This is a genomic window from Streptomyces sp. CC224B (assembly GCF_030010595.1).
In the GTDB taxonomy this organism is placed as follows: domain Bacteria; phylum Actinomycetota; class Actinomycetes; order Streptomycetales; family Streptomycetaceae; genus Streptomyces; species Streptomyces longispororuber.
The window spans coordinates 1-20,849 of the sequence record NZ_JASCXL010000054.1 but is presented as its reverse complement, the minus strand read 5'-3'; the positions used below and the strand labels follow the sequence as shown (position 1 = coordinate 20,849).

Annotated in this window: 20 protein-coding genes; 8 read left to right on the top strand and 12 right to left on the bottom strand. The window is 75.7% G+C overall.

Going from position 1 to position 20,849, the window contains the following annotated elements; translation table 11 throughout:
* Nucleotides 1-97 precede the first annotated feature (97 nt).
* On the top strand, nt 98-2,734 hold the full coding sequence (lanKC, locus tag QK440_RS21790; protein ID WP_282794847.1) for a class III lanthionine synthetase LanKC: 2,637 nt from the start codon (nt 98-100) through the stop codon (nt 2,732-2,734).
* Complete coding sequence (locus QK440_RS21785; RefSeq protein WP_282794846.1) at nt 2,731-3,960, top strand: MFS transporter; 1,230 nt, start codon at nt 2,731-2,733, stop codon at nt 3,958-3,960. Before lanKC ends, QK440_RS21785 begins: the two co-directional genes overlap by 4 nt.
* 102 nt (nt 3,961-4,062) lie before the next feature.
* On the opposite strand, the gene QK440_RS21780 is transcribed toward QK440_RS21785, so the two are convergent.
* Genes QK440_RS21780 through QK440_RS21770 form a run of 3 tightly spaced genes read right to left on the bottom strand, consistent with a single transcriptional unit; the run spans nt 4,063 to nt 7,072 of the window.
* Entirely contained in the window at nt 4,063-4,941 is an 879-nt protein-coding gene (locus QK440_RS21780) for an SDR family oxidoreductase (protein WP_282794845.1), read from the bottom strand.
* A gap of 9 nt (nt 4,942-4,950) precedes the next feature.
* Nucleotides 4,951-6,570 (bottom strand): NAD(P)/FAD-dependent oxidoreductase, encoded by a 1,620-nt coding sequence (locus tag QK440_RS21775; protein ID WP_282794844.1) that lies wholly within the window; start codon nt 6,568-6,570, stop codon nt 4,951-4,953.
* The gene (locus QK440_RS21770) at nt 6,563-7,072 is read right to left on the bottom strand and encodes an SRPBCC family protein (RefSeq protein WP_282794843.1); all 510 of its coding nucleotides are present in this window, start codon (nt 7,070-7,072) and stop codon (nt 6,563-6,565) included. The genes QK440_RS21775 and QK440_RS21770 overlap by 8 nt, the downstream gene beginning before the upstream one ends.
* Before the next feature lie 365 nt (nt 7,073-7,437).
* Between QK440_RS21770 and QK440_RS21765 the strand changes: the two genes are divergently transcribed.
* Nucleotides 7,438-9,171, top strand: a complete 1,734-nt coding sequence (locus QK440_RS21765) for a SpoIIE family protein phosphatase (RefSeq protein ID WP_282794842.1) — start codon at nt 7,438-7,440, stop codon at nt 9,169-9,171.
* A 204-nt stretch (nt 9,172-9,375) separates the two neighbouring features.
* On the opposite strand, the gene QK440_RS21760 is transcribed toward QK440_RS21765, so the two are convergent.
* A complete protein-coding gene (locus tag QK440_RS21760; RefSeq protein WP_282794841.1) occupies nt 9,376-9,912 on the bottom strand; it encodes a hypothetical protein in 537 nt (178 codons plus the stop codon).
* Nucleotides 9,913-10,151: 239 nt separating this feature from the next.
* Here QK440_RS21760 and QK440_RS21755 point away from each other — a divergent pair, with 239 nt between their 5' ends.
* Complete coding sequence (locus tag QK440_RS21755) at nt 10,152-10,679, top strand: DUF2243 domain-containing protein (protein WP_282794840.1); 528 nt, start codon at nt 10,152-10,154, stop codon at nt 10,677-10,679.
* Nucleotides 10,676-11,566 carry a cytochrome c oxidase assembly protein gene (locus QK440_RS21750; RefSeq protein WP_282794839.1) on the top strand — a complete coding sequence of 297 codons (891 nt, stop codon included), beginning with the start codon at nt 10,676-10,678 and terminating at the stop codon, nt 11,564-11,566. The genes QK440_RS21755 and QK440_RS21750 overlap by 4 nt, the downstream gene beginning before the upstream one ends.
* Before the next feature lie 93 nt (nt 11,567-11,659).
* On the opposite strand, the gene QK440_RS21745 is transcribed toward QK440_RS21750, so the two are convergent.
* From QK440_RS21745 to QK440_RS21725, 5 genes are all read right to left on the bottom strand, one after another.
* Nucleotides 11,660-12,253 carry a hemerythrin domain-containing protein gene (locus tag QK440_RS21745; protein WP_282794838.1) on the bottom strand — a complete coding sequence of 198 codons (594 nt, stop codon included), beginning with the start codon at nt 12,251-12,253 and terminating at the stop codon, nt 11,660-11,662.
* Nucleotides 12,254-12,265: 12 nt separating this feature from the next.
* Nucleotides 12,266-13,465, bottom strand: a complete 1,200-nt coding sequence (locus QK440_RS21740) for a hypothetical protein (protein ID WP_282794837.1) — start codon at nt 13,463-13,465, stop codon at nt 12,266-12,268.
* 332 nt (nt 13,466-13,797) lie between these two features.
* Complete coding sequence (locus QK440_RS21735; protein ID WP_282794836.1) at nt 13,798-14,256, bottom strand: DUF4383 domain-containing protein; 459 nt, start codon at nt 14,254-14,256, stop codon at nt 13,798-13,800.
* A 136-nt stretch (nt 14,257-14,392) separates the two neighbouring features.
* A complete protein-coding gene (locus QK440_RS21730; protein ID WP_282794835.1) occupies nt 14,393-14,605 on the bottom strand; it encodes a hypothetical protein in 213 nt (70 codons plus the stop codon).
* Between the two features lie 146 nt (nt 14,606-14,751).
* Complete coding sequence (locus QK440_RS21725; RefSeq protein ID WP_282794834.1) at nt 14,752-15,405, bottom strand: TetR/AcrR family transcriptional regulator; 654 nt, start codon at nt 15,403-15,405, stop codon at nt 14,752-14,754.
* A 50-nt stretch (nt 15,406-15,455) separates the two neighbouring features.
* Here QK440_RS21725 and QK440_RS21720 point away from each other — a divergent pair, with 50 nt between their 5' ends.
* Nucleotides 15,456-16,007 (top strand): GNAT family protein, encoded by a 552-nt coding sequence (locus QK440_RS21720; RefSeq protein WP_282794833.1) that lies wholly within the window; start codon nt 15,456-15,458, stop codon nt 16,005-16,007.
* Nucleotides 16,004-16,534, top strand: coding sequence for a YbaK/EbsC family protein (locus QK440_RS21715; RefSeq protein ID WP_282794832.1), 531 nt, complete (start codon nt 16,004-16,006; stop codon nt 16,532-16,534). The genes QK440_RS21720 and QK440_RS21715 overlap by 4 nt, the downstream gene beginning before the upstream one ends.
* Before the next feature lie 175 nt (nt 16,535-16,709).
* Here the strand turns inward: QK440_RS21715 and QK440_RS21710 are convergent, their stop codons facing one another.
* The 3 genes from QK440_RS21710 to QK440_RS21700 all read right to left on the bottom strand — a co-directional run bounded on the left by QK440_RS21710 (nt 16,710) and on the right by QK440_RS21700 (nt 19,898).
* Nucleotides 16,710-16,970: a GlsB/YeaQ/YmgE family stress response membrane protein gene (locus QK440_RS21710; RefSeq protein ID WP_190135813.1), complete on the bottom strand. Its 261-nt coding sequence runs from the start codon at nt 16,968-16,970 to the stop codon at nt 16,710-16,712.
* A gap of 129 nt (nt 16,971-17,099) precedes the next feature.
* Nucleotides 17,100-18,344: a PP2C family protein-serine/threonine phosphatase gene (locus QK440_RS21705; RefSeq protein ID WP_282794831.1), complete on the bottom strand. Its 1,245-nt coding sequence runs from the start codon at nt 18,342-18,344 to the stop codon at nt 17,100-17,102.
* 444 nt (nt 18,345-18,788) lie between these two features.
* Nucleotides 18,789-19,898, bottom strand: coding sequence for an FAD-dependent monooxygenase (locus QK440_RS21700; RefSeq protein WP_282794830.1), 1,110 nt, complete (start codon nt 19,896-19,898; stop codon nt 18,789-18,791).
* A gap of 176 nt (nt 19,899-20,074) precedes the next feature.
* Here QK440_RS21700 and QK440_RS21695 point away from each other — a divergent pair, with 176 nt between their 5' ends.
* Nucleotides 20,075-20,686 (top strand): TetR/AcrR family transcriptional regulator, encoded by a 612-nt coding sequence (locus QK440_RS21695; protein WP_282794829.1) that lies wholly within the window; start codon nt 20,075-20,077, stop codon nt 20,684-20,686.
* Nucleotides 20,687-20,849: the final 163 nt, after the last annotated feature.

Sequence of the window (20,849 nt, the reverse complement as noted above, 5' to 3'; positions counted from 1 at the left end):
GCGCCACGGCGCCACTGAGATGAGGGGTCGGGCGGCCGACGGCGATGCCCTGGCCGCGACCGCCCGACCCCGGGCACGGAAGGAAGCGCAACGCCCCATGAGCCATCCGGACGCCACCCCGCCGGGCGCCGCCCCGGCCACGGCCCCGCTGTTCGCCGACGGGCCGGAGCACCTCGACGACGCGACCACGTGGTTCGCCCGCACCCGCGCCCCCGCGCCGGACGGCTGGGACCGCCTCGACCGGGGCACCTGGGTCAACCTCCGCCCCACCGGCGCCCGACTGCCCCGGCAGGGCTGGAAGGTGCACGCCTCGGCGACCCTGGCCGACGCCGAGCGGGTCGTCGACACCGTCTGGGAGTACTGCGTCGCCCACCGCATCGCGTTCAAGTTCCTGCGCGGCACGGCCATCCTCCACCAGGTCGACGGCAAGCCCGCGCCCCGCTCCTCCGGCGGCAAGCTCGTCACCCTCTACCCGGCCGACGAGACCGTGCTCGACCTCACCCTCAAGGAGCTGTCCACGCTCCTGCACGGCGTCGAGGGGCCCTACGTCCTCAACGACCTGCGCTGGGGCGCGGGACCGCTGTTCGTGCGCTACGGCGCCTTCGAGGAGCGCTACTGCTTCTCGCCCCAGGGCGCGTACGTGGCCGCGGTGGAGCGGCCCGACGGCACGCTCGTCCCGGACACGCGCGGCGCCTCCTTCCAGGTGCCCGACTGGGTGGAGGTCCCGGCGTTCGTCCAGGAGCAGATCGACGCCGCCCGGGCCGAACGCGCGGGCGAGTTCCCCTTCCGCGTGGAGAAGGTGCTCCGGTTCAGCAACGGCGGCGGGGTCTACCGCGCGGTGGAACGGGACACGGGCCGCACGGTCGTCCTGCGCGAGGCCCGCCCGCACGCCGGCCTCGACCTGCACGGCGCCGACGCCGTGGCCCGGCTCGTCCGCGAACACGCGACGCTGGAGCGCCTTGACGGCCTCGGCGGCCGCGCCCCGAAGGCGTACGGGCGCCTGCGCCACTGGGAACACCACTTCCTCGTCCAGGAGTTCGTCGAGGGCGAGCCGCTGCACGAGGCCGTCGGCCGCCGCCACCCGCTGCTGCGCCCCGGCCCCACCGAGGACGAGGTCGCCGCCTACGCCGCGTGGGCGCACACCACGTACACGCGCGTCGAGGAGGCCCTGGCCGCGCTGCACGCGCGCGGCGTCGTGTTCGGCGACCTCAAGCCCGGCAACGTCATGGTCCGCCCCGACGGCTCGGTGTGCCTCGTGGACTTCGAGACCGCCCACGACGTCCACGAGACCGGTGCCCGGCCCGCCCTGGCCACCGAGGGGTTCAGCGCCCCCTGGGCCCCCACGGGCCTCGCCGCCGACGCGTACGCCCTGGCCTGCGTCCGGCTCGCGCTGTACCTGCCGCTGACGGAACTCCTGCGGTTCGCGCCCGGCGGCTCGCACGACCCCGGCGACCCGGGCAAGCACCGCCAGCTCGTCGCGGCGGCCGCGCGCCGCTTCCCCGTCTCCGACGACTTCGCCCCCGCACTGCTGCGCCGCCTCACACCCCCGCCCAACGCGGAGCCGCCGTACACAGGGGACACGTCGTACCCGCCGCACACAGGAGTGGCGTACGACGACACGCCGCACGCGGGGACACCGGACGCGGCGCAGGCGCCCGGCTGGGGTGAGGACGGCGACCGGGACGCCCTCCTCGACGGCCTGCGCGACGCGATCACCGCCAGTGCGACACCCGACCGGGAGGACCGGCTCTTCCCGGGCGACGTGCGGCAGTTCGACCACCAGGGCGCCGCGTTCGCGTACGGCGCGGCCGGGGTGCTGCACGCCCTGCACCGCACGGGCCGCGCCGGCCACCCCGGCTTCGCGGAGCACACCGCCTGGCTCGTCCGCGCCGCCCGCCGCACCCGGTGGCCGCGCCCCGGCCTGTACGACGGCGTGGCCGGTGTCGCGTACGTCCTCGACGAACTCGGCCTGCGCGCCGAGGCCCGCGCGGCCCTGGACCGGCTCGACGCGTTCGACCTGCGCCGCTGCGGCTCCGGGCTCTTCGGCGGCCTCGCCGGCATCGGCCTCACCCTGCTGCACTTCGACGCCGCGGACGGCGGGCGGGAAAGCGGCACCGGCCGGGCGGTCGCCCTCGGCCGCGAACTGGTCCACCGGCTCGGCGCCGACCCGGGCACCCCCGGCCTGCTGCACGGCTGGTCCGGCCCGGCCCTGTTCCTCACCCGCCTGTACACGGCCACGGGCGACCCCTCCTGGCTGCGGCACGCCGAAACGGCCCTGGCCCGGGACCTCGGCCGCCTGGGCGTCCCCCGGGGGAACCGCCTCCAGGCGCGCAGCGGACCGCGCTGGGACACCGGCCTCGGCCACGGCAGCGCGGGCATCGGCCTCGCCCTCGACGCGTACCTGCGCGTGCGCGACGACCCGCACCTGGCCGGGGTCCGCGACCGCGTCCGGGACGGCCTCGACACCGAACTGCTGCTGAACGCGGGCCTGTTGTCCGGCCAGGCGGGCGTCCTGCTCGCCTGCGCCCACCTCGGCGCGCCCACCGCGCCGCACCTGCGGTCCCTCGCCCTGCACGCCGTGCGCCACCGGAGGCGCCCCGCGTTCGCCCTCGACGGCCGGCTGCGCCTGTCGATGGACCTCGCCACCGGCACCGCGGGCGTCCTGCTCGCCGCCCACGCCGCGCACACCGGCGACACAGCACACGCGCTGCCCTTCCTGACCACGGCCCCGTGACCACCACCGGAACCCCGAAGACGCGCCACCGCCTGCTGCGCAACCGCGACTTCCAGCTCCTGCTGTGGGGGCAGGGCCTGTCCGCGCTCGGCACCGGCGCCGCCGCGCTCACCCTGCCCCTCCTCGTCCTCGCCGAGACCGGGTCACCGCTGCGGGTGGGCCTGGTGGAGGCCGTGTGGACGGGCGCCGTCGCCGTGGCGTGCCTGGCGGCGGGCACCCTCGCCGACCGCTGCGACCGGCGCGCCCTCATGCTGTGGTGCGAGTACGGCCGCGTGGCCGTCAGCGCCGCCTTCGCGGCCGCCGTCGCCCTCGGCCACACCACCCTGCCGGTCCTCTTCGGCGCCGGGGTGCTGCTCGGGCTGCTCACCGCACCGTTCAGCACGGCCGGGCTCGCCTCGCTGCCCAAGCTCGTCCCGGCCGACCGGCTCGCCACCGCGCTCGCCGTCACCCGGGTGCGCGGACAGCTCGCCGCGCTGCTCGGGCCGCTCGCGGGCGGCGCCCTGTTCACCGTCGAGCGGAGCCTGCCGTTCTGGCTGAACGCCGCCTCGTTCCTGGTCTCCGCGGCCACCGTGCACGCCCTGCGCACCCCGCTCGACGCCGCCGAACGGGCAGGCCCGCGCTGGTGGGCGGCGTTCCGCGACGGCGTCCGCTTCCTCTGGCGCGACCAGGTGCTGCGCCGCCTCACCCTCGTCGCCTCCGCACAGGCCTTCGCCGTCGACGGCATCGCCCTCACCGTCGTCGTGGTCAGCCGGGAGCACGGCACCTCCAGCCTCACCATCGGCCTCCTCTACGACTGCTGGGCCGCCGGGGCGCTGGCCGGGGCGCTGCTCGCGCCGCGCCTCGTCGACCGGGTCCCGTACCGCACCGTGCTCCTGGCGAGCGGCGCGGTGTGCTCGCTCGTGGTGCCGCCGATGGCGCTCAGCGCGGCCCCGGCCGCCCTCGCCCCGCTGCTCGCCGTGTGCGCGACCGCCGTCGCCGCGTCCGGCTCCGTCATGACGTACGCCCAGGTCGTGCGCACCCCCGACACCTTGCAGGGCCGTGTGCACAGCGGCATCGCGCTGCTGCTGCTCGCGGCGCCCCCGCTCGGCTCGGCGCTCGCGGGCCTGCTGCTCGAACGGCTCCCGGACGCGGTGCCCTACCTCACCTTCGGCGGGCTGCTCCTGCTGCTCACCCTCGCCACGTCGCGGATGCCGCCGACGTCGACGGTCTCCCCGCGCCCGGCGTAGACCTCCGTGGTCCCGAGGGTCCGCCCCCGCGGCGAGACGCACGCGAGCCGGTACGCCCCTCTGGACCGGCACGTACGGCGCCGGGCGCCGACCGGCGGGAGGTCACCACCGGTCCGCTCCCGGCTCGTCCGCGCGCCCCCCGGCCCCGAGCGGGCCCGTGTCCCGGAACGGCGCTGCCGCCTCGATGCGGGGCACGCGCCGCCGGGCCACCCGCAGCACCACCGGGGGCAGCGCCGCCCGCACCGGCTGCACGAGCCGCAGCCAGCCCGGCACGTACACCGCGGTGCGGCGCCGCTCCACGGCCCGCGCGAGGCGCGCCGCCACGGTGCCCGCGCCCGTGGACCCGCGCGCGGGCGGCGGCATGCTCGCCCGCAGGCCGCGCAGCGCGCCGTGCTCCTCGACGCCGCCCAGCATGGCGGTGTCCACCCAGTTGAGGTAGGCGATGCCCACCGCGACGCCCCGGTGCGCCGTCTCGGCCCGCAGCGTGTGCGCGAAGGCCTCCACCCCGGCCTTGGACACGGAGTAGGCGCTGAGCAGCGGGGCGCCGCCGAACGCGGCCACCGAGGCGATCTGGAGGAAGTAGCCCGACGTGGCGAGCAGGTCGGGAAGGAAGGCGCGGGCCGTGTGGGCGCTGCCCACGACGTTCACGTCGAGCACACGCCGCCAGCCCTCCGGGTCGCTGGCCAGGAAGGGGCCGCCCGCCGCGATCCCGGCGTTGGCGACCACGGCGGACGGGGGAGCCAGGCGCTCGCGCACCTCCCGCGCCGCGGCCCGCAGGGCGCCGAGGTCGGTGACGTCGGCCTCGACGGCCAGGGAGGGGCCCGGCAGGGCGGCGGCCGTGGCCTCCAGGCCCTCCCGCTCGTGGCCGAGCAGGGCGACGTGCGCGCCCCGCCGCGCCAGCTCGTGCGCGAGGGCCGCGCCGATCCCGCGGGCGGCCCCCGTCACCACGACCGTCCGGCCGCGCAGCGGACCGGTGTCCATGAGTTCCCCCTACAGCTTGCGGCCCGTGCGGTCGCGGCGGGCGAGGAGCCGCTGCGTACCGGCCAGGGCGGGGAAGCGGCGGCGGCGGAGCGCGGCCCGCGCGGCGTTGGCGCCGGGCGCGCCGTGCACGCCGCCGCCGGGGTGCGCGCCCGAGGACGCCAGGTACAGCCCCGCCACGGGCGTCTCGGGGCGTCCCGTGCCCGGCAGCGGCCGGAAGAAGAGCTGCTGGTGGAGGGCGGTCGTACCGCCGTTGATGGCGCCCCCGGCGAGGTTGGCGTCCATGGACTGCAGCGTCGGCGGCGCCAGGATCCGCCGGGCGCGGACCAGGTTCCGGAAGCCCGGCGCGAACCGCTCGACCTGGCGCTCGACCCGCTCGGCCATCAGCTCCTGCTCCTTGGCGTCCCAGGCGCCGGTGAGGCCGTCGTCGGCGGCGTCCCCGCGGACCTGGTGCGGCACGTGGGTGTACGCCCAGGCGGACTCGGTGCCCCGCGGGGAGCGGGACGCGTCGGAGGTGGTCATCTGGCCGAACAGCAGGAAGGGGCGGTCCGGGATCCGGCCCATGGAGATCTGGGCGGCGAACCGGGTCAGCTCGTCCACACCGTCGGCCAGGTGGACGGTGCCGGCGCGGGCGGCCTGCTCCGCCTGCCAGGGCACCGGACCGTCGAGCGCCCAGTCCACCTTGAACGTCGCGAAGTCCCACTGGAAGCGGCGCAGGTCCTCCAGGACCTGCCCGGGCAGGTGCTCCGGCTCGACCAGCTCCCCGTACAGGGCGGGCACCGACACGTCCGCGAGCACCGCGCGCCGGGCGGGCACCGCGTCCCCGGCCGCCGTGCGCACGCCCACCGCCCGCCCGTTCCGTACGACGATCCGCTCCACCCGCTGCCCGCAGTGCACGCTGCCGCCGCGGGCGTTCAGGCGCCCGATCAGCGCCTGGGTCAGGGCGCCGGAGCCGCCGACCGGCACGGGGAAGCCGTAGCTCTGCCCGAGCATCGACATGAGCCAGCCGTAGCCGCCGCTGCCGGCCGCCTCGGGCGCGAGGTCGGCGTGCAGCGCGTTGCCGGCCAGGAGCAGCCGCCCGCCCTCCGCGCGGAACTCCTCCTCGCCCAGGCGGCGCACCGGCAGCACCAGGGAGCGCGCCATGCGAAGCCCGCCGCCCGCCCGCAGCTTCAGGGCCAGCCGGGAGCCGGCGCGCACCGGCGGGAAGGGCGTGAACAGGGCGTCGATGAGGGCGGAGCGCAGGTCCTGCCACACGTCGTGCAGCCGGATCCAGGCGGCCCCGTCGCCCGGCGCGAAGGCGTCGAGCGACGCGGCGGTCGTGGCGACGTTCCGGTCGAGCACGGCGCAGCGCCCGTCGGTGAGGGGGTGCGCCAGGACGGCGGGGGCGTGGGACCAGCGCAGCCCGTAGTCCTCCAGGCGCAGCCGGGCCAGCACCGGCGAGGCGGCGGCCAGCGGGTAGAAGGAGCTGAAGAGGTCGCTGACGAAGTCGGGGTCGACGCCGCTGTCGTGGCGCACGGCGCCCCCGGGCTCCGGCTGGGCCTCAAGCACCCGTACGCTCCACCCGGCGTCGGCCAGCAGGTTGGCGGCCACGAGCCCGTTGGGGCCCGCGCCGACGACCACGGCGTCAGGCATGGGCCGGTCCCCTCCCGTGGCCGGTGGCGGCACCGGCGCCCGCGGCGTCCCCGGCGGACCGCCCGTCCCGCGCGTCGTGCTCGCACAGCCGGGCGAGGCGGCCGAGCATCGCACGGTGGCGCAGCTGGATCAGCGCCTCGAACCCGGCGTTGTGCAGCCGCCCGCCCGCGCCCTGCAGCGGGTGCTCGTCGAAGACCACCAGGCAGTGGTCGCCCCACGGGCGCAGCTCTATGGCGATGCGCGCCGTGCCGAGTGGACCGGCCTTGGCCTCCAGCTCCAGGACGGAGCCCTCCTCGCAGCGGCGCACGACCGTCTCGCTGGAGAGCCGGAGGGGGCCGAGGCGCACCTCGTAGGCGATGGCCGCGTCCTTGTGCGGCCACCGGCCGTGCACGGGCCGGGACGACGCGGTCCCCACGACCCACTCGGCGTACCGGTTGCCGTCGGCCAGCACGGCCCAGACGTCGGCCGGCGGGCTCTTGATCAGTCGGTGGCGAACGGCCACAACTACCTCCTGTCGTCCCCCTGGCTCCTGGACATCCCGGGTGCCCCCGCCGCACGGGACCAACCCTCGCGCCGCCCGGCGCCGTGCCGGTGGCGCCCGGCTCCCGGCGGACCGGCGACGAGGACCGCCTCCGGGCAACGTACGTCCGCCCGCGGCGGGGTGCCACACGGTGGCGCCGCGCGGACCCGGCCGCCGTACGCGCCTCCGCGGCACGCGGCAGACTCGTTCCGGCCCTGTACATTTCTGTGGTTGCCCAGCCGTCCTCGGCACGGGGGCGACGCCCGCGCGGGCGCTCCCGCCGCCGGCGCCCGTCCCGGTGGCCGGGCAGCGAGCGCGGGGCCGCTACGAGGCGTGGAGGCACAGGCATGCACGTTCCGTCCGATCCGACCGGCGGCCAGGAGCGCTCCGGCACGGTACGGCGCCTGCTGAGCAGGACCCTGGACCGCCTCGGCGCCGGCGCCTACGCGGTGGACGCCGACGGCGCCGTCCTCGCCGTGAACACGCAGGCCGAGGCCCTCCTCGGCCGCCGTGCGGCGGACATGCTCGGCCGGGACGCGCACGACCTGCTGCACCGGCAGGCCAACGGGATGGCCCTGCCCCGCAGCCGGTGCCCGATGATGGAGGCCTTCGTCACGAGCCGGGCGTGCCAGCGGGACGTGGGCTACTTCGCACGCGGCGACGGCTCGCTGCTGACCGTGTCGTGGCTGGTGGTGCCGCTGCGGCTCACCCCGCACGACACCGGGGCGCTGGCGGTGTTCCACCCGAACGAACCCACCGGCGTTCCGCTGCTGGTGGCGGACTACCAGGGGGGAGGGCTCACCGAACTGGAGCGCCTGGCCCTGCTCGCCGAGACCACCACGCAGCTCACCGCCACCCTGGACATCAACGAGGCCCTGGACCGGCTCGTCCGCCTCGTCGTCCCCCTGCTGGCGGACTGGGTCGTGATCGACTTGATGACCGACAGCGGCGAGGTGCAGCGCGCCCTGGTCGCCTGCGGCGAGGGCGGACGGATCACGCGCAGGGAGGACCTCCAGGGGGCCATGCTGCCGGTGCCGGAGACCTCGCCGCTGCCCCTGTCCCGCGCGCTGCGCGGCGCGGGCTCGACGCTGGCGACCCCGCTGACGTACCAGGGCCCGCCGGACTCCGACGTCGCCGTCGAGCAGCGCAGGCTCTTCGACGTCACCGGCATGCACTCCGCGGTCGTCGCGCCCATCAGCAGTCTGCGCGAGGTGCTCGGCGCCCTCACGCTCGGCCGGTCGAAGCGGCCCGAGCCCTTCACCGTGGCCGAGATCCCGCTCCTGGAGGACATCACCCGCCGGGCCGGTCTCGCGCTGGAGAACGCCCGCCTCTACCAGCGGCAGCGCAAGGTCGCCGAGACCATGCAGCGCCATCTGCTGCCGCAGCTGCCCCGGGTGCCCGGCCTGCGCATGACGGCCCGCTACCTGGCCGCGCCGCACGCCTCCCAGGTGGGCGGCGACTGGTACGACGTCTTCCGCCTGCCGGACCAGGCCCTCGCCCTGGTCATCGGGGACGTCGCCGGACACGACCTGGACGCCGCGGCCGACATGGCCCAGCTCCGCAACATCCTGCGGGCCTACGCCTGGTCGCAGGCGGGCCCGCCCAGCGGCGTCGTCACCCGGTTCGACCAGGCCCTGCCGCACATCACGGACGTCGGCATCGCCACCATGGTCCTCGGCCACCTGACACCCCGGCCCGACGAGGGCTGGGAGCTGCGGTGGACGAACGCCGGGCACCCGCCGCCCCTCCTGGTCACGCCCGACGGCACGGCCCGCTACCTCGGCGGCGGACAGGGCATCCTGCTGGGCACCCACGCCGAAAGCCGCCGCGCCGACGCCACCGTCACGCTGCCGCCGCTGTCGACGCTGGTGCTGTACACGGACGGGCTCGTCGAGTCGCCCCGCAACCCCATCGACGACGGCCTGGAGCGGCTCCGCGGGCACGCCGCGGCCCTCGCCGGGCACTCCCTCGAAACCTTCACCGACGTCCTCCTGGAGCGCGCCCGGCCGCCCGACAACGACGACGACGTCGCCGTCCTCGTCGTGCGCGTGCCGGGCCCGGAGGAGGCCCCGCCGCGCTGAGGCCGAGCCGGTAGGACCGCCCGCCGCGCGCCTCCCGCCGCCTTCCGCAGTCCCGCGCGCCTTCCGCCGCCTGCCAGGCGCTTTCCGTCGGCCCGCGCGCCTCCCGCCGCGTGCCAGGCGCCTTCCACCGCCTGCCTTCCGAAGGCCGCCGCACGCACGGGGCCGCACCGGCCGCTCCCCGGCCACCGGGTGACGACCCCTCACTCACCGTCCGTACGCCTCGCGGCGGGGCAGCGGTCCCACGCCGGTGCGGCGGCCGGGACGGGCGGCCGCGTGCCGCTGTCCGGGGCCGGGGCCGGAGCGGGCGGCGAGGGCGTCCGCGACGGCGCCGGTGGCGAAGGCGTAGACCGCCTTGTGCAGCAGGTCCACCGCCAGTTCCGCGCGCGGCCAGGTCTGCGGCGGCGCGCCGACGCCGGTGGCGTTCTCCAGGATCTGGTCGTTGGTCAGCCGCACCACGGTGAACTTCGCCGACGCCACAGGACCGCGCAGCCCCGCGTGCGCCATCACCGACCGCAGCACCCCGAGCAGCACGCCCTGCCCGTAGTGCATCGCCCAGTTCACCGCCCGCGGCTGCCGGCCGCCCGGCCGCTCGGGCAGGCCCGTCAGGCGCTCCAGGGTGCGCGCGGGCACATGGGAGTCGGGCCGCCCGGTCAGACGCTGCTCCGCCTTCTCGCCCAGCGTCATCACCGCCACGCCGACCGCCCCGGCCGCGAGTCCTTGCCACAGTGCACGTTTGCTCATGCCGCCACGGGTACCCCTGCACCGGGTTCCCCCCGCCCGCCCGGCGCCGCCGCTACCCGCGCGGCTGCGGCCCGCCCCCCGTATGGGGCGCGGGGCCGACGACCGGGGCGCGCCCGGGGTACACGTGCCGACAGCCGGGCGCGCCCCCGGGGGACGCGTGCCGACCCCCGGGGGCGCGCCCCGGGCGCAGGCGCGCGCCCGACGACAGCCGCCCGCGACGAGAGGGAGACCAGCCGCCGATGAGCAGCGAACCGGCCCGCCCCGCCCCCACCGCCGACAGCCCGCTCCCGAGGCGGTCCCTGGCCGTCTGCGCGCTCATCGGCGCGGCCCTGATGGCCGCCCTCGACGAGGTGGTCTTCCACCAGATCCTGCACTGGCACCACTTCTACGACCGCTCCACCCGGGGCGTCGCCCTGCTCTCCGACGGCCTGCTGCACACCGCCGAACTGCTCGGCCTGGTCGCCGGGTTCTTCCTCTACGCCGACCTGCGCCGCCGCCGCGCCCTGGCCCCCGCCCACGGCGTGGCCGGCTTCCTCCTCGGCCTCGGCGCCTTCCAGCTCTTCGACGGGATCGTCGACCACAAGCTGCTGCGCCTGCACCAGGTCCGCTACGGCGTCGACATCACGGGCTACGACGTGGCGTGGAACACCGGCGGCCTCGTCCTGCTCCTCGCCGGTGCCGCCCTGGCCGTACGGGCCGGGCGCCGCGACCGGGACCAGGGGCCGGACCGTGACCCGTACGGGAACCCGGACCGGCCGACGGCATGATCCTCACGCTCGCCCACCCGGACGCCTGCGCACACGCCCACACCCACGCCCTCGCCCAGGCCCCCGCGCACGCCGGTCACGGCGGCACCGGCGTCTTCGGGGCCGTCGTCGCCTCGGTCGCGCTGCTGGCCGCCCTGGCCTATCCGACGGCGGCCGCCCGGCTGCGCGGGCGCGGCGACGCCTGGCCCCGCCACCGGGACCTGTGCTTCACCGCCGGCTGCGCCGCCCTGGCCCTCGCCCTCACCGGCACCCTGCCCGGCGGGCCGTTCACCGCCCACATGGCCCAGCACCTCACGGTCGCCATGGCCGCGCCGCTGCTCCTCGTCCTGGGCCGCCCCCTCACGCTCGTCCTGCGCGCCCTGCCCGGCGGCTCCCCCGCCCGCCGCGCCCTGCTGGCCGTGGCGCACTCCCGGCCCGTCGGCGTACTGCTCTTCCCGCCCCTGGCCGCGGTCCTGGACATCGGGGGCCTGTGGCTGCTGTACCGCACCCCGCTGTCGGCGCAGGCCGCGCACCACCCGCTGCTCGGCGCCCTCGTGCACGCGCACGTCCTGGCCGCCGGGCTGCTCTTCACCTTCGCCGTCTGCCAGCTCGACCCGGTGCGGCGGCGCCGGGGCCCGCTGCGGCGCGGCGCCACGCTGCTGGCCGCGGGCTGGGCCCACGCCGTCCTCGCCAAGAGCCTGTACGCCACGCCGCCGCCGGGCACCGCCTACGCCGCCGGCGACCTGCACACCGGGGCCCAGCTCATGTACTACGGCGGCGACCTCGTCGAGGCCGCCCTCGCCACCGTCATCGCCACGGGCTGGTACGTCGCCACGGGCCGCGCGCGCCGCCGCCGTGCCCGCGGCGCGCCGTACGGCACGGGCCGGTCCCCGGCCGCCGCCGCGTGAGGGGGCCGCGCGGCCGCCGGCGCGGGGGACGCGCGCGACGGCCCGGCGGGAGGGTTCTCCCGCCGGGCCGCCGCTCATGACGGGTGTGCCCGCTCAGCCGTCCTTGCCCATGGCCCGGCGGACGGCGTCCTTCGTCCGGTCCATCAGCGCCGCGACGGGACCGAGCGTCATGTTGGCCGCGCCCGACTCCACCCCGGGGTGGGGCCGGGTGGGCGCCATGGCCTCGGCGGCCTTGACCGCCTTGGCCATCGCGGCCAGGTTCGTGACGTCGGTGCTGCGGCGGATGTGGGTGAACTCGTAGCGCTCCTCGGCCCGGGCGTGCTCCTGCACGTCCGCGCGCAGCGCGAGGAGCTGCGGCATGAACTTCGGGTCGTCGGTGTCCACGTCGTCGAGGGCCGCGAGGGTCTCCTTGGCGGCCTTCTCCTCGGCGAGCCGGTCCTCGACGACCTGCTCGCCGCCTGCGAGCCCCCGGCGGGCGAAGGGGTGGACGACCTCCTCCTCGGCGGTCTCGTGCACGGCGAGCAGCCGCACCAGGCGCCGGAAGGCGTCCCGGCGCTCGTCGCCGACGGACGCCTCGACCTCGTCGAAGAGGTTGCGGATGTCGCCGTGCTGGCGCATCAGCAGGGACACCACGTCGGTGTCCTGGACGTGGTCGTCACCGGCCTGCGGGGTCGTGAGCTCGGCCATGTCGGCAGCCTCCTACTTCTCCCGCAGCGCGGGGTCGGGGTGCTCACCCTCGGTCTGCACGCGGTACTCGCGGCCGAACATGGCGTCGTGTTCCGCCATGACCCGCTCGCTGGGCGGCTCCTCGCCGCCGTGGATCTCCTCCTGCATCTTCTCGAAGCGCTCGTGGGCCTCGCGGACGTAGCCCGCGCCCAGCGTGGTGAGGTCGATCTGCGTGTCGAGCAGTTCGCGCACGTAGGCCTTGTTGGGCTCGAAGGTCAGCACGTTGGGCAGCTCCGGGGCCAGCACCGACTCCGGCTCGCGCCCGTCGTGACGGCGCATCAGGTCGCAGGCCTGGTGCAGGTGTTCCAGCTCCATGTTCAGGTGCAGCTCCCAGACGGCCTTCACCCGGGGGTCGCTCTCCTGCTCCATGAACGAGTAGTAGAGGTAGCACTCGTTGTACTCGTGGTTGACGAGCTGCTCCCACCAGGTCTCACCCGGGTCCACCAGGGACTCGTAGTGCGTGACGTGCTCCTCCTCGATGAGCCCGATCTCCTGGTAGAGCTGGCGGGCGATCGGCTCCATGTAGGTGGGGCCGACGTTCATGTAGAAGTTCATGGTCTGCTGCTCGGCCGACATGATCGTCAGGGCGTGCAGCTTGGAGAGCGGGTTCGTCTCGTCCTTGGCGTACGGGTCGCGCACGTTGTCCACCGGGTCGCGGTGGTGGAACTTGGTCGGGCGGCCCGGGATGACCTCGGTGAGCCCGTCCACGATCGACTCCGCCTTGCGGTGCTCGATCATCTCGTACAGGTTCGCGTACCGGTACAGGTGGTCGAAGTCCTCCAGGACGCCGAACTGGTACGCCTGCTTCAGGTACGGGTCCGGCTCCATGCGCGCCACCCACGCGGTGAGGTCCACGGCGACCTGCTCGTAGGCGATCGTCGTCTCCAGGACCGACGAGACGCCGGGCAGCAGCCAGTTGACCACCTTCTGCTGCTGCGCCTCGATGTAGCGGACGCGGGCGAGCCGGCGCTTGACCTCCGGGTCGACCGTGTTGCGCGCGAGCTGGTGGCTGAAGAGGATCGCCTCCACCTCGATCCCGTTCATGGTGATGATCCGGCAGCGCGTGTACGGATCGCAGTGGTCGGGGTCGATCGGCCTGACGTCGAGCTCGCGCCAGTTGCGGAGCTGGCGGTCCAGCGGGATGCCTCGTTGCTCCAGCGGGTTGAAGGTCACGATCGTTCCTCCTGTGGGGAGTGGGGGATCGGGTGAGCGGAGTACCCCCCTTGGACGCGTCCAGTCCGCGTCATGCGCGGGGGCGCCCCACGCAGGCTTGGCACACCGGTGGGGTCGCGCCACCGCACCGCCGGGGCGCCCGGTCACGCGCCTTCGGGAGCCCGGACCCGGGGCGGGGGATACCGCCGTTCGGGTGAACGCGGGCGCGGGCCGGGCGGCCCGTGGGTGACGCCCCCGGCGCGGGCCCGCCCGGCCCGGATCAGCGGCGTTGACCTACCGCACCTGCTCCCTCGTGCTCACGGTCCGGCTCCCGACGGTCGAGGGCACGGCCGTCACCGGCCCAGGCCGGTCCTGGTGGAACGGCGGGTGAGCAGCGCGCCCAGCGCGATCATGCCGATGCCGAGGGCGAAGTGCAGCCAGTCGTCAGCGTTGTTCAGCGGGACGAAGTTGGCGCTGCTGTGGTGGTCGACGAGCAGCCCGTACAGCCAGAGCACCAGGTAGATGGCGCCTCCCACCAGCAGGAACGTCCGGGCGGTGGAGGCGGTGCGGGCGAGGGCGAGGCCCGCGACACCGAACGCGAGGTGGACCAGGTTGTGCAGGACGGAGATCTGGAAGATCCCCAGGAGTTCGGCGCCGGAGTCGTGGGAGGCGAACTTCATGCTGTCGTAGTCCGTGGTGACCCCGGGGATGAACCCCAGTACCCCCACCAGCAGGAATACCAGCGCGACGAGGAGCGCCGCCTGCTGTACCGGGGTACGGGCCGTGCGGGTCGCGCGTGTACGAGTGCTCATGGTGGTGGCCTTCTTCCTCGGGGCGCGCGTCGTGGTGCGCGCCGTCGTGCGGCGGGTACCCCCACTCCGCTTCACTATCGCCGAGGACGAAGAGTTGTGCAGCCGCAAACATCACCGGTGGCACCGGCCCGGTGCGTCAGGCCGCCTCCCGCGCCGCGGCGTCCTCGCGCCGGGAGCGGTGGCCGCGGCGGGCGTCCGACCCGGACCTCCCCCCGGGGATCAGACGCAGATGTCGCCGGGGCCCCGCATGACGTGCCGCGGTGGGCCTGAGGAGGCTGTCCTCCAGGCGGTCCATCGCGAACAGGAGCAACCCCAGCACGGGCAACAGCAGGATGGCTACCACAAGCACGCCGAACTCCCTTTCGGCTGACGGCTTCAGGACGTGTGCCCGCCCCGCCGCCCCCGATGAGCGCGTCCTTGTGAAGATGGCGCAACGAATGCGAACGCCAGGAAACCGGTGTGGCGCTCACGCGCCGCCGCGCACGCCGCCGGTACTCACCGCTCGGGCCCGGGAGCCCCCGGCCCGGGCTCGGGGGCGTGCCGGGGAGCGGCCCCGGGACCGGACCCGGCGGCCAGTCCGTCCAGGTAGCCGTCCAGGAGCTCCACCTGCCGCCCCGGCGGGAACTCCGCCGGGGCGAACAGCGCCTGCACCACCAGGCCGAGCACGAAGGACTGTGCCGCGGCCGCGACGGAACCGGGGTCGCCGGGGGGCAGTTCGCCCAGCTCCTGGGCCGCGGCCACCCGCTCCCTCAGCCGGTCGCGGCTCGCGGCGTACTTGCGGGCGTACTCGGCGCTCAGCGCGGGGTCGCAGAGCGCGGCGTCCCAGGAGGAGACCCAGATCCGGTTCCGGTCGGTGGCCTCGGGGGTCAGCGGCAGGATGTCGAGCAGCGCGTCCCGCAGGCCGGCCAGACCGGTGCCGGGGCGCCGCCGGGGGCGGGCCAGGGTGCGCTGTTCGAGCAGGTCGAGCGCGTAATCCAGCAGGGCGCGCTTGGTGGGGAAGTAGTGCGTGAGCAGGCCGGTGGTCGCGCCCAGCTCGGTGGCGACGGCGCGCAGCGTCAGACCGGCGAAGCCGCGGGCCGCCATGACCTGCCACACCGCCTCCGAGACGGCACGCCGCCGGGCCTCGTGATCTCCCTTGGTGCGTGGCATGCGGCCACGGTACATTGCCGTAACGCTTGTTATGTGAACAGGGGGTCGACATGTTCTCGCTGGAGCTGCGCGACGGCGCGCGTCTGGGGCCGCTGGAGGTCAGCCACGCCGAGGAGTTCGCCGCGCATCTGGACCGGGCGCGCGAGCACATCAGGCCGTGGGTCGGCGCCGCGTTCGTCACCGACGGCGTCGACGGCGCGCGGGCCACGCTCCGGCGCTACGCCGAGCGGCAGGCGGCCGACGGCGCGCGCCTCTACGGCATCTGGCGGGAGGGGGCCCTGGTGGGCGGGGTGATGTTCACCGCGTTCGACGCCGACGCCGGTTCCTGCGAGGTCGGCTGCTGGCTGGAGCCGTCCGCCGAGGGCCGCGGCCTGGTCACGCGCGCCTGCCACGCGCTGCTGGACTGGGCGTTCACGACCCGGGGGCTGCACCGGGCCGAGTGGCACTGCCGGGCCGACAACGACCGCAGCGCAGCGGCGGCCAAGCGCCTCGGCATGACCCTGGAGGGCGTGCGGCGCGAGGCGTGGCCGTACGGCGGCGAGCGCCACGACGCGCAGGTGTGGGCGGTCCTCGCCACCGAGTGGCGGGACCAGGACCGGTGAGCGGCGAGGACCTCGCCACCCTCGCGGCGGACGGGCCCGCCGCGAGGGTGGACCGGGTCCGCGCGGCGCTGCGCGCGAGCGGTGCCGCCGGAGAGGTCGTGGAGCTCGACGGCCCCGCTCCCACGGCCGCGGCCGCGGCGGCCCGGCTCGGGTGGGCGGTGGGGGCGGTCGCCAACAGCCTCGTCTTCGCCGTCGGCGGCGCGCCGCTGCTCGTCCTCACCAGCGGCGCCCACCGGGTGGACACCCGCCTGCTCGCCGGGCTCCTGGGCGTGGGACGCGGCAGGATCCGCCGGGCCGACCCCGCCTTCGTCCTCGCGGTCACGGGCCAGGAGGTCGGGGGAGTGGCGCCCGTGGGCCACCCCCGCCCGGTGCGCACGCTCGTCGACGCCGCCCTGGCCGGGCACCCGCACGTGTGGGCGGGCGCGGGGGCCGCGCACGCGGTCTTCCGTACGACGTTCGCGGAGCTGGTGCGGCTGACGGGCGGACAGGCCGCGGTGGTCGCCGCCGACGGGCCCGGGGACCGGTGACCGGGGCGCGGCCCGGCGGCCGGCCCGCGGCCCGGTGAGGCCGCGCTAGCCGCAGGCACCGTCCGGGAACCGGCCCCGCACGACGGACGGCTGGGGCAGTCAGACACAGCGCTCGCTGTACCTGGCTGCCCCAGCCGTTCTGCGGGAATCGGGGCTCCCGCCGCCCTCCTGCGGGTCAGGCGCGTCGTCGGGCCCACATGGGCGTGACGAGGGCGATGAGGACCGCCGCGATGCCGATCTGGAGGACGTGGCGGATCCAGTCGATGCCGCCGGTGTCGCGTACACCGAAGGCGCTCGCGAGCGCGTTGCCCCCGACGGCGCCGACGATGCCCAGGAGGACCGTCAGCCACAGGGGAATGGGCTGACGCCCCGGAACGACCAGCTTCGCCAGCAGGCCGACGATGAGCCCCGCGATGATGGCCCAGAGGAACGACACGACAACTCCTTCCGACACTGCCCCGGACTTCGGGGGTGGTGACCTCCGCGTTCCCGCTCCAAGCGGTCGTAAGCCTTCCGTTCGAAGATCGCCGCAGATCAAAGGGCCCGGCGCCGCTGAGGCGACGGCCTAGGCGGGGCCGGCGTCTCCCGGCTGGGACGGCGCGGGACCCCGGTCGCCGTCCCTGACGGCGACGTGCCGGTCGGCGTTCCGCGCCCCGTGCCAGTCCAGGCACAGCACCGTCGCGTCGTCCTGGAGGTGCCCGCCGCAGGCGTCACGGACGGCGGTGACCAGGACCCGGACGGCCTCCCGCGGATGCAGGTGCCGCGTCTCGCGGACGAGCGCGGGCAGGTCCACGTCGGCGGCCGCCCGCTCCTGCATGCCGTCGGTGAGCAGGAGCAGCCGGTCGCCCGGAAGCAGCTCCAGCTCCTGCACCTGGTAGACGACGGGCGTGGGGGAGGCCACGCCGAAGGGCAGATTGGGCCGCAGGGGCAGCTCCTCCACGACACCGTCGCGCAAGAGCAGCGGTCTCGGATGGCCGGCGTTGATCAGCTCGACACGGCCGTCGTCCAGGGTGACACGCAGCAACTGCCCTGTGGCAAGGCCCCGTTTGTGGTCGAGGAGGGCCCGGTGCGCGCTGTGGGCCTGGTCCGCGATGTCGCACCCGGCCCGCCGGGCGCCGCGCAGCGCGCCGAGCAGCAGCGTGGCGAGCAGCGCGGACTCGGTGTCGTGGCCCATGGCGTCCGTTATGGACAGGTGGAGGACCTCGCGGTCCAGGGTGTAGTCGTAGGTGTCGCCGCCGATGTCGTCGGCCGGTACGAGCCCGCCCGCGACGGAGAACTCCGCTCCCTCGCAGCACGCCGCGGACGGCAGCAGGTGGTGCTGGATCTCGGCGGCCAGACTGGTGGTCGTGGTGCGCCGGGCCCGGTGGTACAGGTCGGTGAAGCGCCGGTCGGTGACGATGATGTACGCCAACGCGTGGGCGGCGTCCTCCACTTGGCGCAGGACGGAGTCGTCGGCGAGCGGCAGCGTCGCCTCAAGCACGCCGACGCAGTCACCGCGGTTGGTGACCGGCGCGACGACGAGCTTGCCGCCCCTCCCGTCCGGCTCGACGTGCGGCCGCTGGGACCGCAGAACCTTCTCGTACACGCTGCCCCGCAGGGCCATGCGCTCCATGTCGTGCCCACTCTCCGGCCCGTCGGCCGTGGTGAGCCGTACCAGCTCCTCACCGATCAGGTCGACGAGGAGGAACGACACATGGTCCGCCCCGAACCGCTTCTGCAGGTTTCGCGCCACGACATCGACGGACTCCACCGGCGAGGCCTCTTCCGCCTCCGCCAGGACATCCCCCAAGCCCAGCACATCGCCGTTCATGGCAGCCTCCTTCGATCGCCGCTACTTCTTCCCCGATGGGGTTCGCTCTCACGCGGCGGCTCGGAGGCGGCGGAGCGGAACCGGCTCGCCGTCGGCGCCCCGCCCTGCCGGAAACGCGTGCGCGCGCCCGGGTGGGCCGCGTGGGTCGTACGGGCGGCTGACAGGCGCGAGCGGAATGCGCTCTGTGCTCCCCTCACGCCTGTGACCAGTGCTTGTGCCGGGGAAAACGGGCGAGCGGAATGGGCGGGTGCGCCCGGGGACCGCCACGGCGCGGCCGGCGGGCCGGGGCCCCCGACCGCCGCGGGCGAGGCCCCGCGGGCAGCGCCCCCGTACCGACGAGGCAGTGATGAAGCCCACCTGCCGTTCTTCCCCGGGACACCCGGTCGCCCTGACCTGCTGCGCGTACGGGGCCTACGCGGGGGCCGCCTGGACCGGCCGCGTACCTCAGTCGGCGGCCAGCAGGTGCTCCGCGGCGCCTTCGAGGGCGCGGGCGGTGCGGGCGGAGCGGGGCAGCATGGTCCTCTCGTAGGCGTGGAGGGCGTCGTCGACGGTCGCGGCGCCCGCGAGCGCCAGGGCGAGGTCGCTGGCGTCGAGCAGGGCGAGGTTGACGCCGACGCCCAGCGGCGGCATGAGGTGGGCGGCGTCGCCGAGCAGGGTGACCGTCGGGTCGTGCGCCCAGGTGTGCGGCGCGGGCAGGGCGAAGATCGGGCGGTCGACGTAAGGCCCGTCGTTGTCCGTGATCATCCGCCGCATGCGGGGCGACCAGTGGGCGTAGCTCTTTCGGAGGCGGGCGCGGAGGGCGCCGGTGTCCTCGGCCGTCAGGCCGCTCGCGGTGATCCAGTCGGCGGGGACGCGCTGGACGAGGTAGACGCGGATGTGGCCGCCGCCGTTGCGCTGGGCGAACAGGCCGCGTTCGCCGTCGGCGGCGTGCGCCCCGCCCTGGCCGACCAGGTCGGCGATGCCGGGGTGGCGGGCCTCCACGTCGGTGAACCACGCCTCCAGGAAGCTGACGCCGCTGTACGCGGGGACCGCCGGCGAGACGGCCGGGCGGACGCGCGAGAAGGCGCCGTCCGCCCCGATCACCAGGTCGGCCTCGGCGGTGGTGCCGTCGGTGAAGTGCAGCACGCGCGGCCCCCGGGCGGGCCCGCCGACGCGGTCGAGGCCCTGGCCCCAGCGCACCGTGCCGGGCCGCAGGGAGCCGAGGAGCAGCCCGCGCAGGCGGCCCCGGTCGATCTCCGGTTTGAACAGCGCGCCGGGCGCGGGGAGTTGGTGCGAGAGGAGCGCGCCCGACGGGTCGAGGCGGCGCATCTCCTGTCCCTCCGGGCGGGCCAGCGCGAAGAACTCGTCGAGCAGACCGGCTTCGCGCAGCGCGACCTGGCCGTTGTCGGCACGCAGGTCCAGAGTGCCGCCCTGGTCGCGCGCGTCGGGCCCGGTGTCGCGCTCGTGGACGGTCACGGAGATGCCGTGCCGCTGGAGGATCCGGGCGCAGGCCAGGCCGCCGGGCCCGGCGCCGATGACGTGGATCCGGGCCTGGCGGGGGTGCGGGGATGTCATGAGGGTGTCCTTCGCTGGGGTGGGGCGGGCGGCCGCGACGCCTCGGCGACACGGCGCGGCCCGAGGCCCGCGGGCTCCGGGGAACACGCGGGTCGCCTGACTCGAAAAGTAGAGTATGAAGGAAAGTAGAATGTGACAACTGTTTGTCACGTGGCACCTTCGGGTAGGGTCACGGCATGACCGAGCCCGTTGTCAGCCGCCGCGAGCGCAAGAAGGCCGCCACGCGCCAGGCGATCGCCGACGCCGCCCTCCGGCTCTTCCTGGAGCGCGGCTACGACCAGGTGAGCATCAAGGACATCGCCGAGACCGCGGACGTGTCGACCGCCACGGTCTTCAAGCACTTCCCCGGCAAGGAGGCCCTCGTCTTCGACCAGGAGGAGAGCACGGACGCGGGACTGGTCGCGGCCGTGCGCGAGCGGCCCGCGGGGCAGAGCGTCCTCGACGCCCTGCGCGCCCACGTGCTCAGCACCTGGCTCCCCGTCGCCGCGCATCCCCAGGCGGAGGAGTTCTCCCGGCTGGTCGCCACCACCCCGGCGCTGCGCGCCTACGCCGAACGCATGTGGACCCGGCACACCGACACCCTCGGCGCGGCCGTCGCCGACGAGTACGGCGTGGCCCACGACGACCTGGCCTGCACCGCCCTGGCCCGCTTCGTCCTGGAGGTCCCCACCCTGGCCCAGCACCGGCCGGACCGCGGGGCGGCCGTCGAGCAGCTCTTCGACATCCTCACCCACGGCTGGCGGCCGCCCGTCGCCGACCGCCATGAGGCGGCGCCCGCCGGCGCATGAGCCTCTGTTCGGGGCGCGGAAAGCCGGAACGGGTGCGGGCGGCTCAGTGGCCGCCCGCACCCGTTCCGTAAAGGTGCGTGCCCGTCAGCGGGTCAGCAGGCAGGTGACCGTGCCCGCCAGGGCCGCGGTGCAGGTCATCGCGGCCGCGGAGACGGTGTGCCGG

Bases quoted from the DNA above. Each gene is read 5' to 3' on its own strand.
- lanKC (WP_282794847.1), top strand. From the start codon at position 98: ATGAGCCATCCGGACGCCACCCCGCCGGGCGCCGCCCCGGCCACGGCC.
- QK440_RS21780 (WP_282794845.1), bottom strand. From the start codon at position 4,941: ATGGACACCGGTCCGCTGCGCGGCCGGACGGTCGTGGTGACGGGGGCC.
- QK440_RS21775 (WP_282794844.1), bottom strand. From the start codon at position 6,570: ATGCCTGACGCCGTGGTCGTCGGCGCGGGCCCCAACGGGCTCGTGGCC.
- QK440_RS21765 (WP_282794842.1), top strand. From the start codon at position 7,438: ATGCACGTTCCGTCCGATCCGACCGGCGGCCAGGAGCGCTCCGGCACG.
- QK440_RS21760 (WP_282794841.1), bottom strand. From the start codon at position 9,912: ATGAGCAAACGTGCACTGTGGCAAGGACTCGCGGCCGGGGCGGTCGGC.
- QK440_RS21755 (WP_282794840.1), top strand. From the start codon at position 10,152: ATGAGCAGCGAACCGGCCCGCCCCGCCCCCACCGCCGACAGCCCGCTC.
- QK440_RS21750 (WP_282794839.1), top strand. From the start codon at position 10,676: ATGATCCTCACGCTCGCCCACCCGGACGCCTGCGCACACGCCCACACC.
- QK440_RS21745 (WP_282794838.1), bottom strand. From the start codon at position 12,253: ATGGCCGAGCTCACGACCCCGCAGGCCGGTGACGACCACGTCCAGGAC.
- QK440_RS21735 (WP_282794836.1), bottom strand. From the start codon at position 14,256: ATGAGCACTCGTACACGCGCGACCCGCACGGCCCGTACCCCGGTACAG.
- QK440_RS21725 (WP_282794834.1), bottom strand. From the start codon at position 15,405: ATGCCACGCACCAAGGGAGATCACGAGGCCCGGCGGCGTGCCGTCTCG.
- QK440_RS21720 (WP_282794833.1), top strand. From the start codon at position 15,456: ATGTTCTCGCTGGAGCTGCGCGACGGCGCGCGTCTGGGGCCGCTGGAG.
- QK440_RS21705 (WP_282794831.1), bottom strand. From the start codon at position 18,344: ATGAACGGCGATGTGCTGGGCTTGGGGGATGTCCTGGCGGAGGCGGAA.
- QK440_RS21700 (WP_282794830.1), bottom strand. From the start codon at position 19,898: ATGACATCCCCGCACCCCCGCCAGGCCCGGATCCACGTCATCGGCGCC.
- QK440_RS21695 (WP_282794829.1), top strand. From the start codon at position 20,075: ATGACCGAGCCCGTTGTCAGCCGCCGCGAGCGCAAGAAGGCCGCCACG.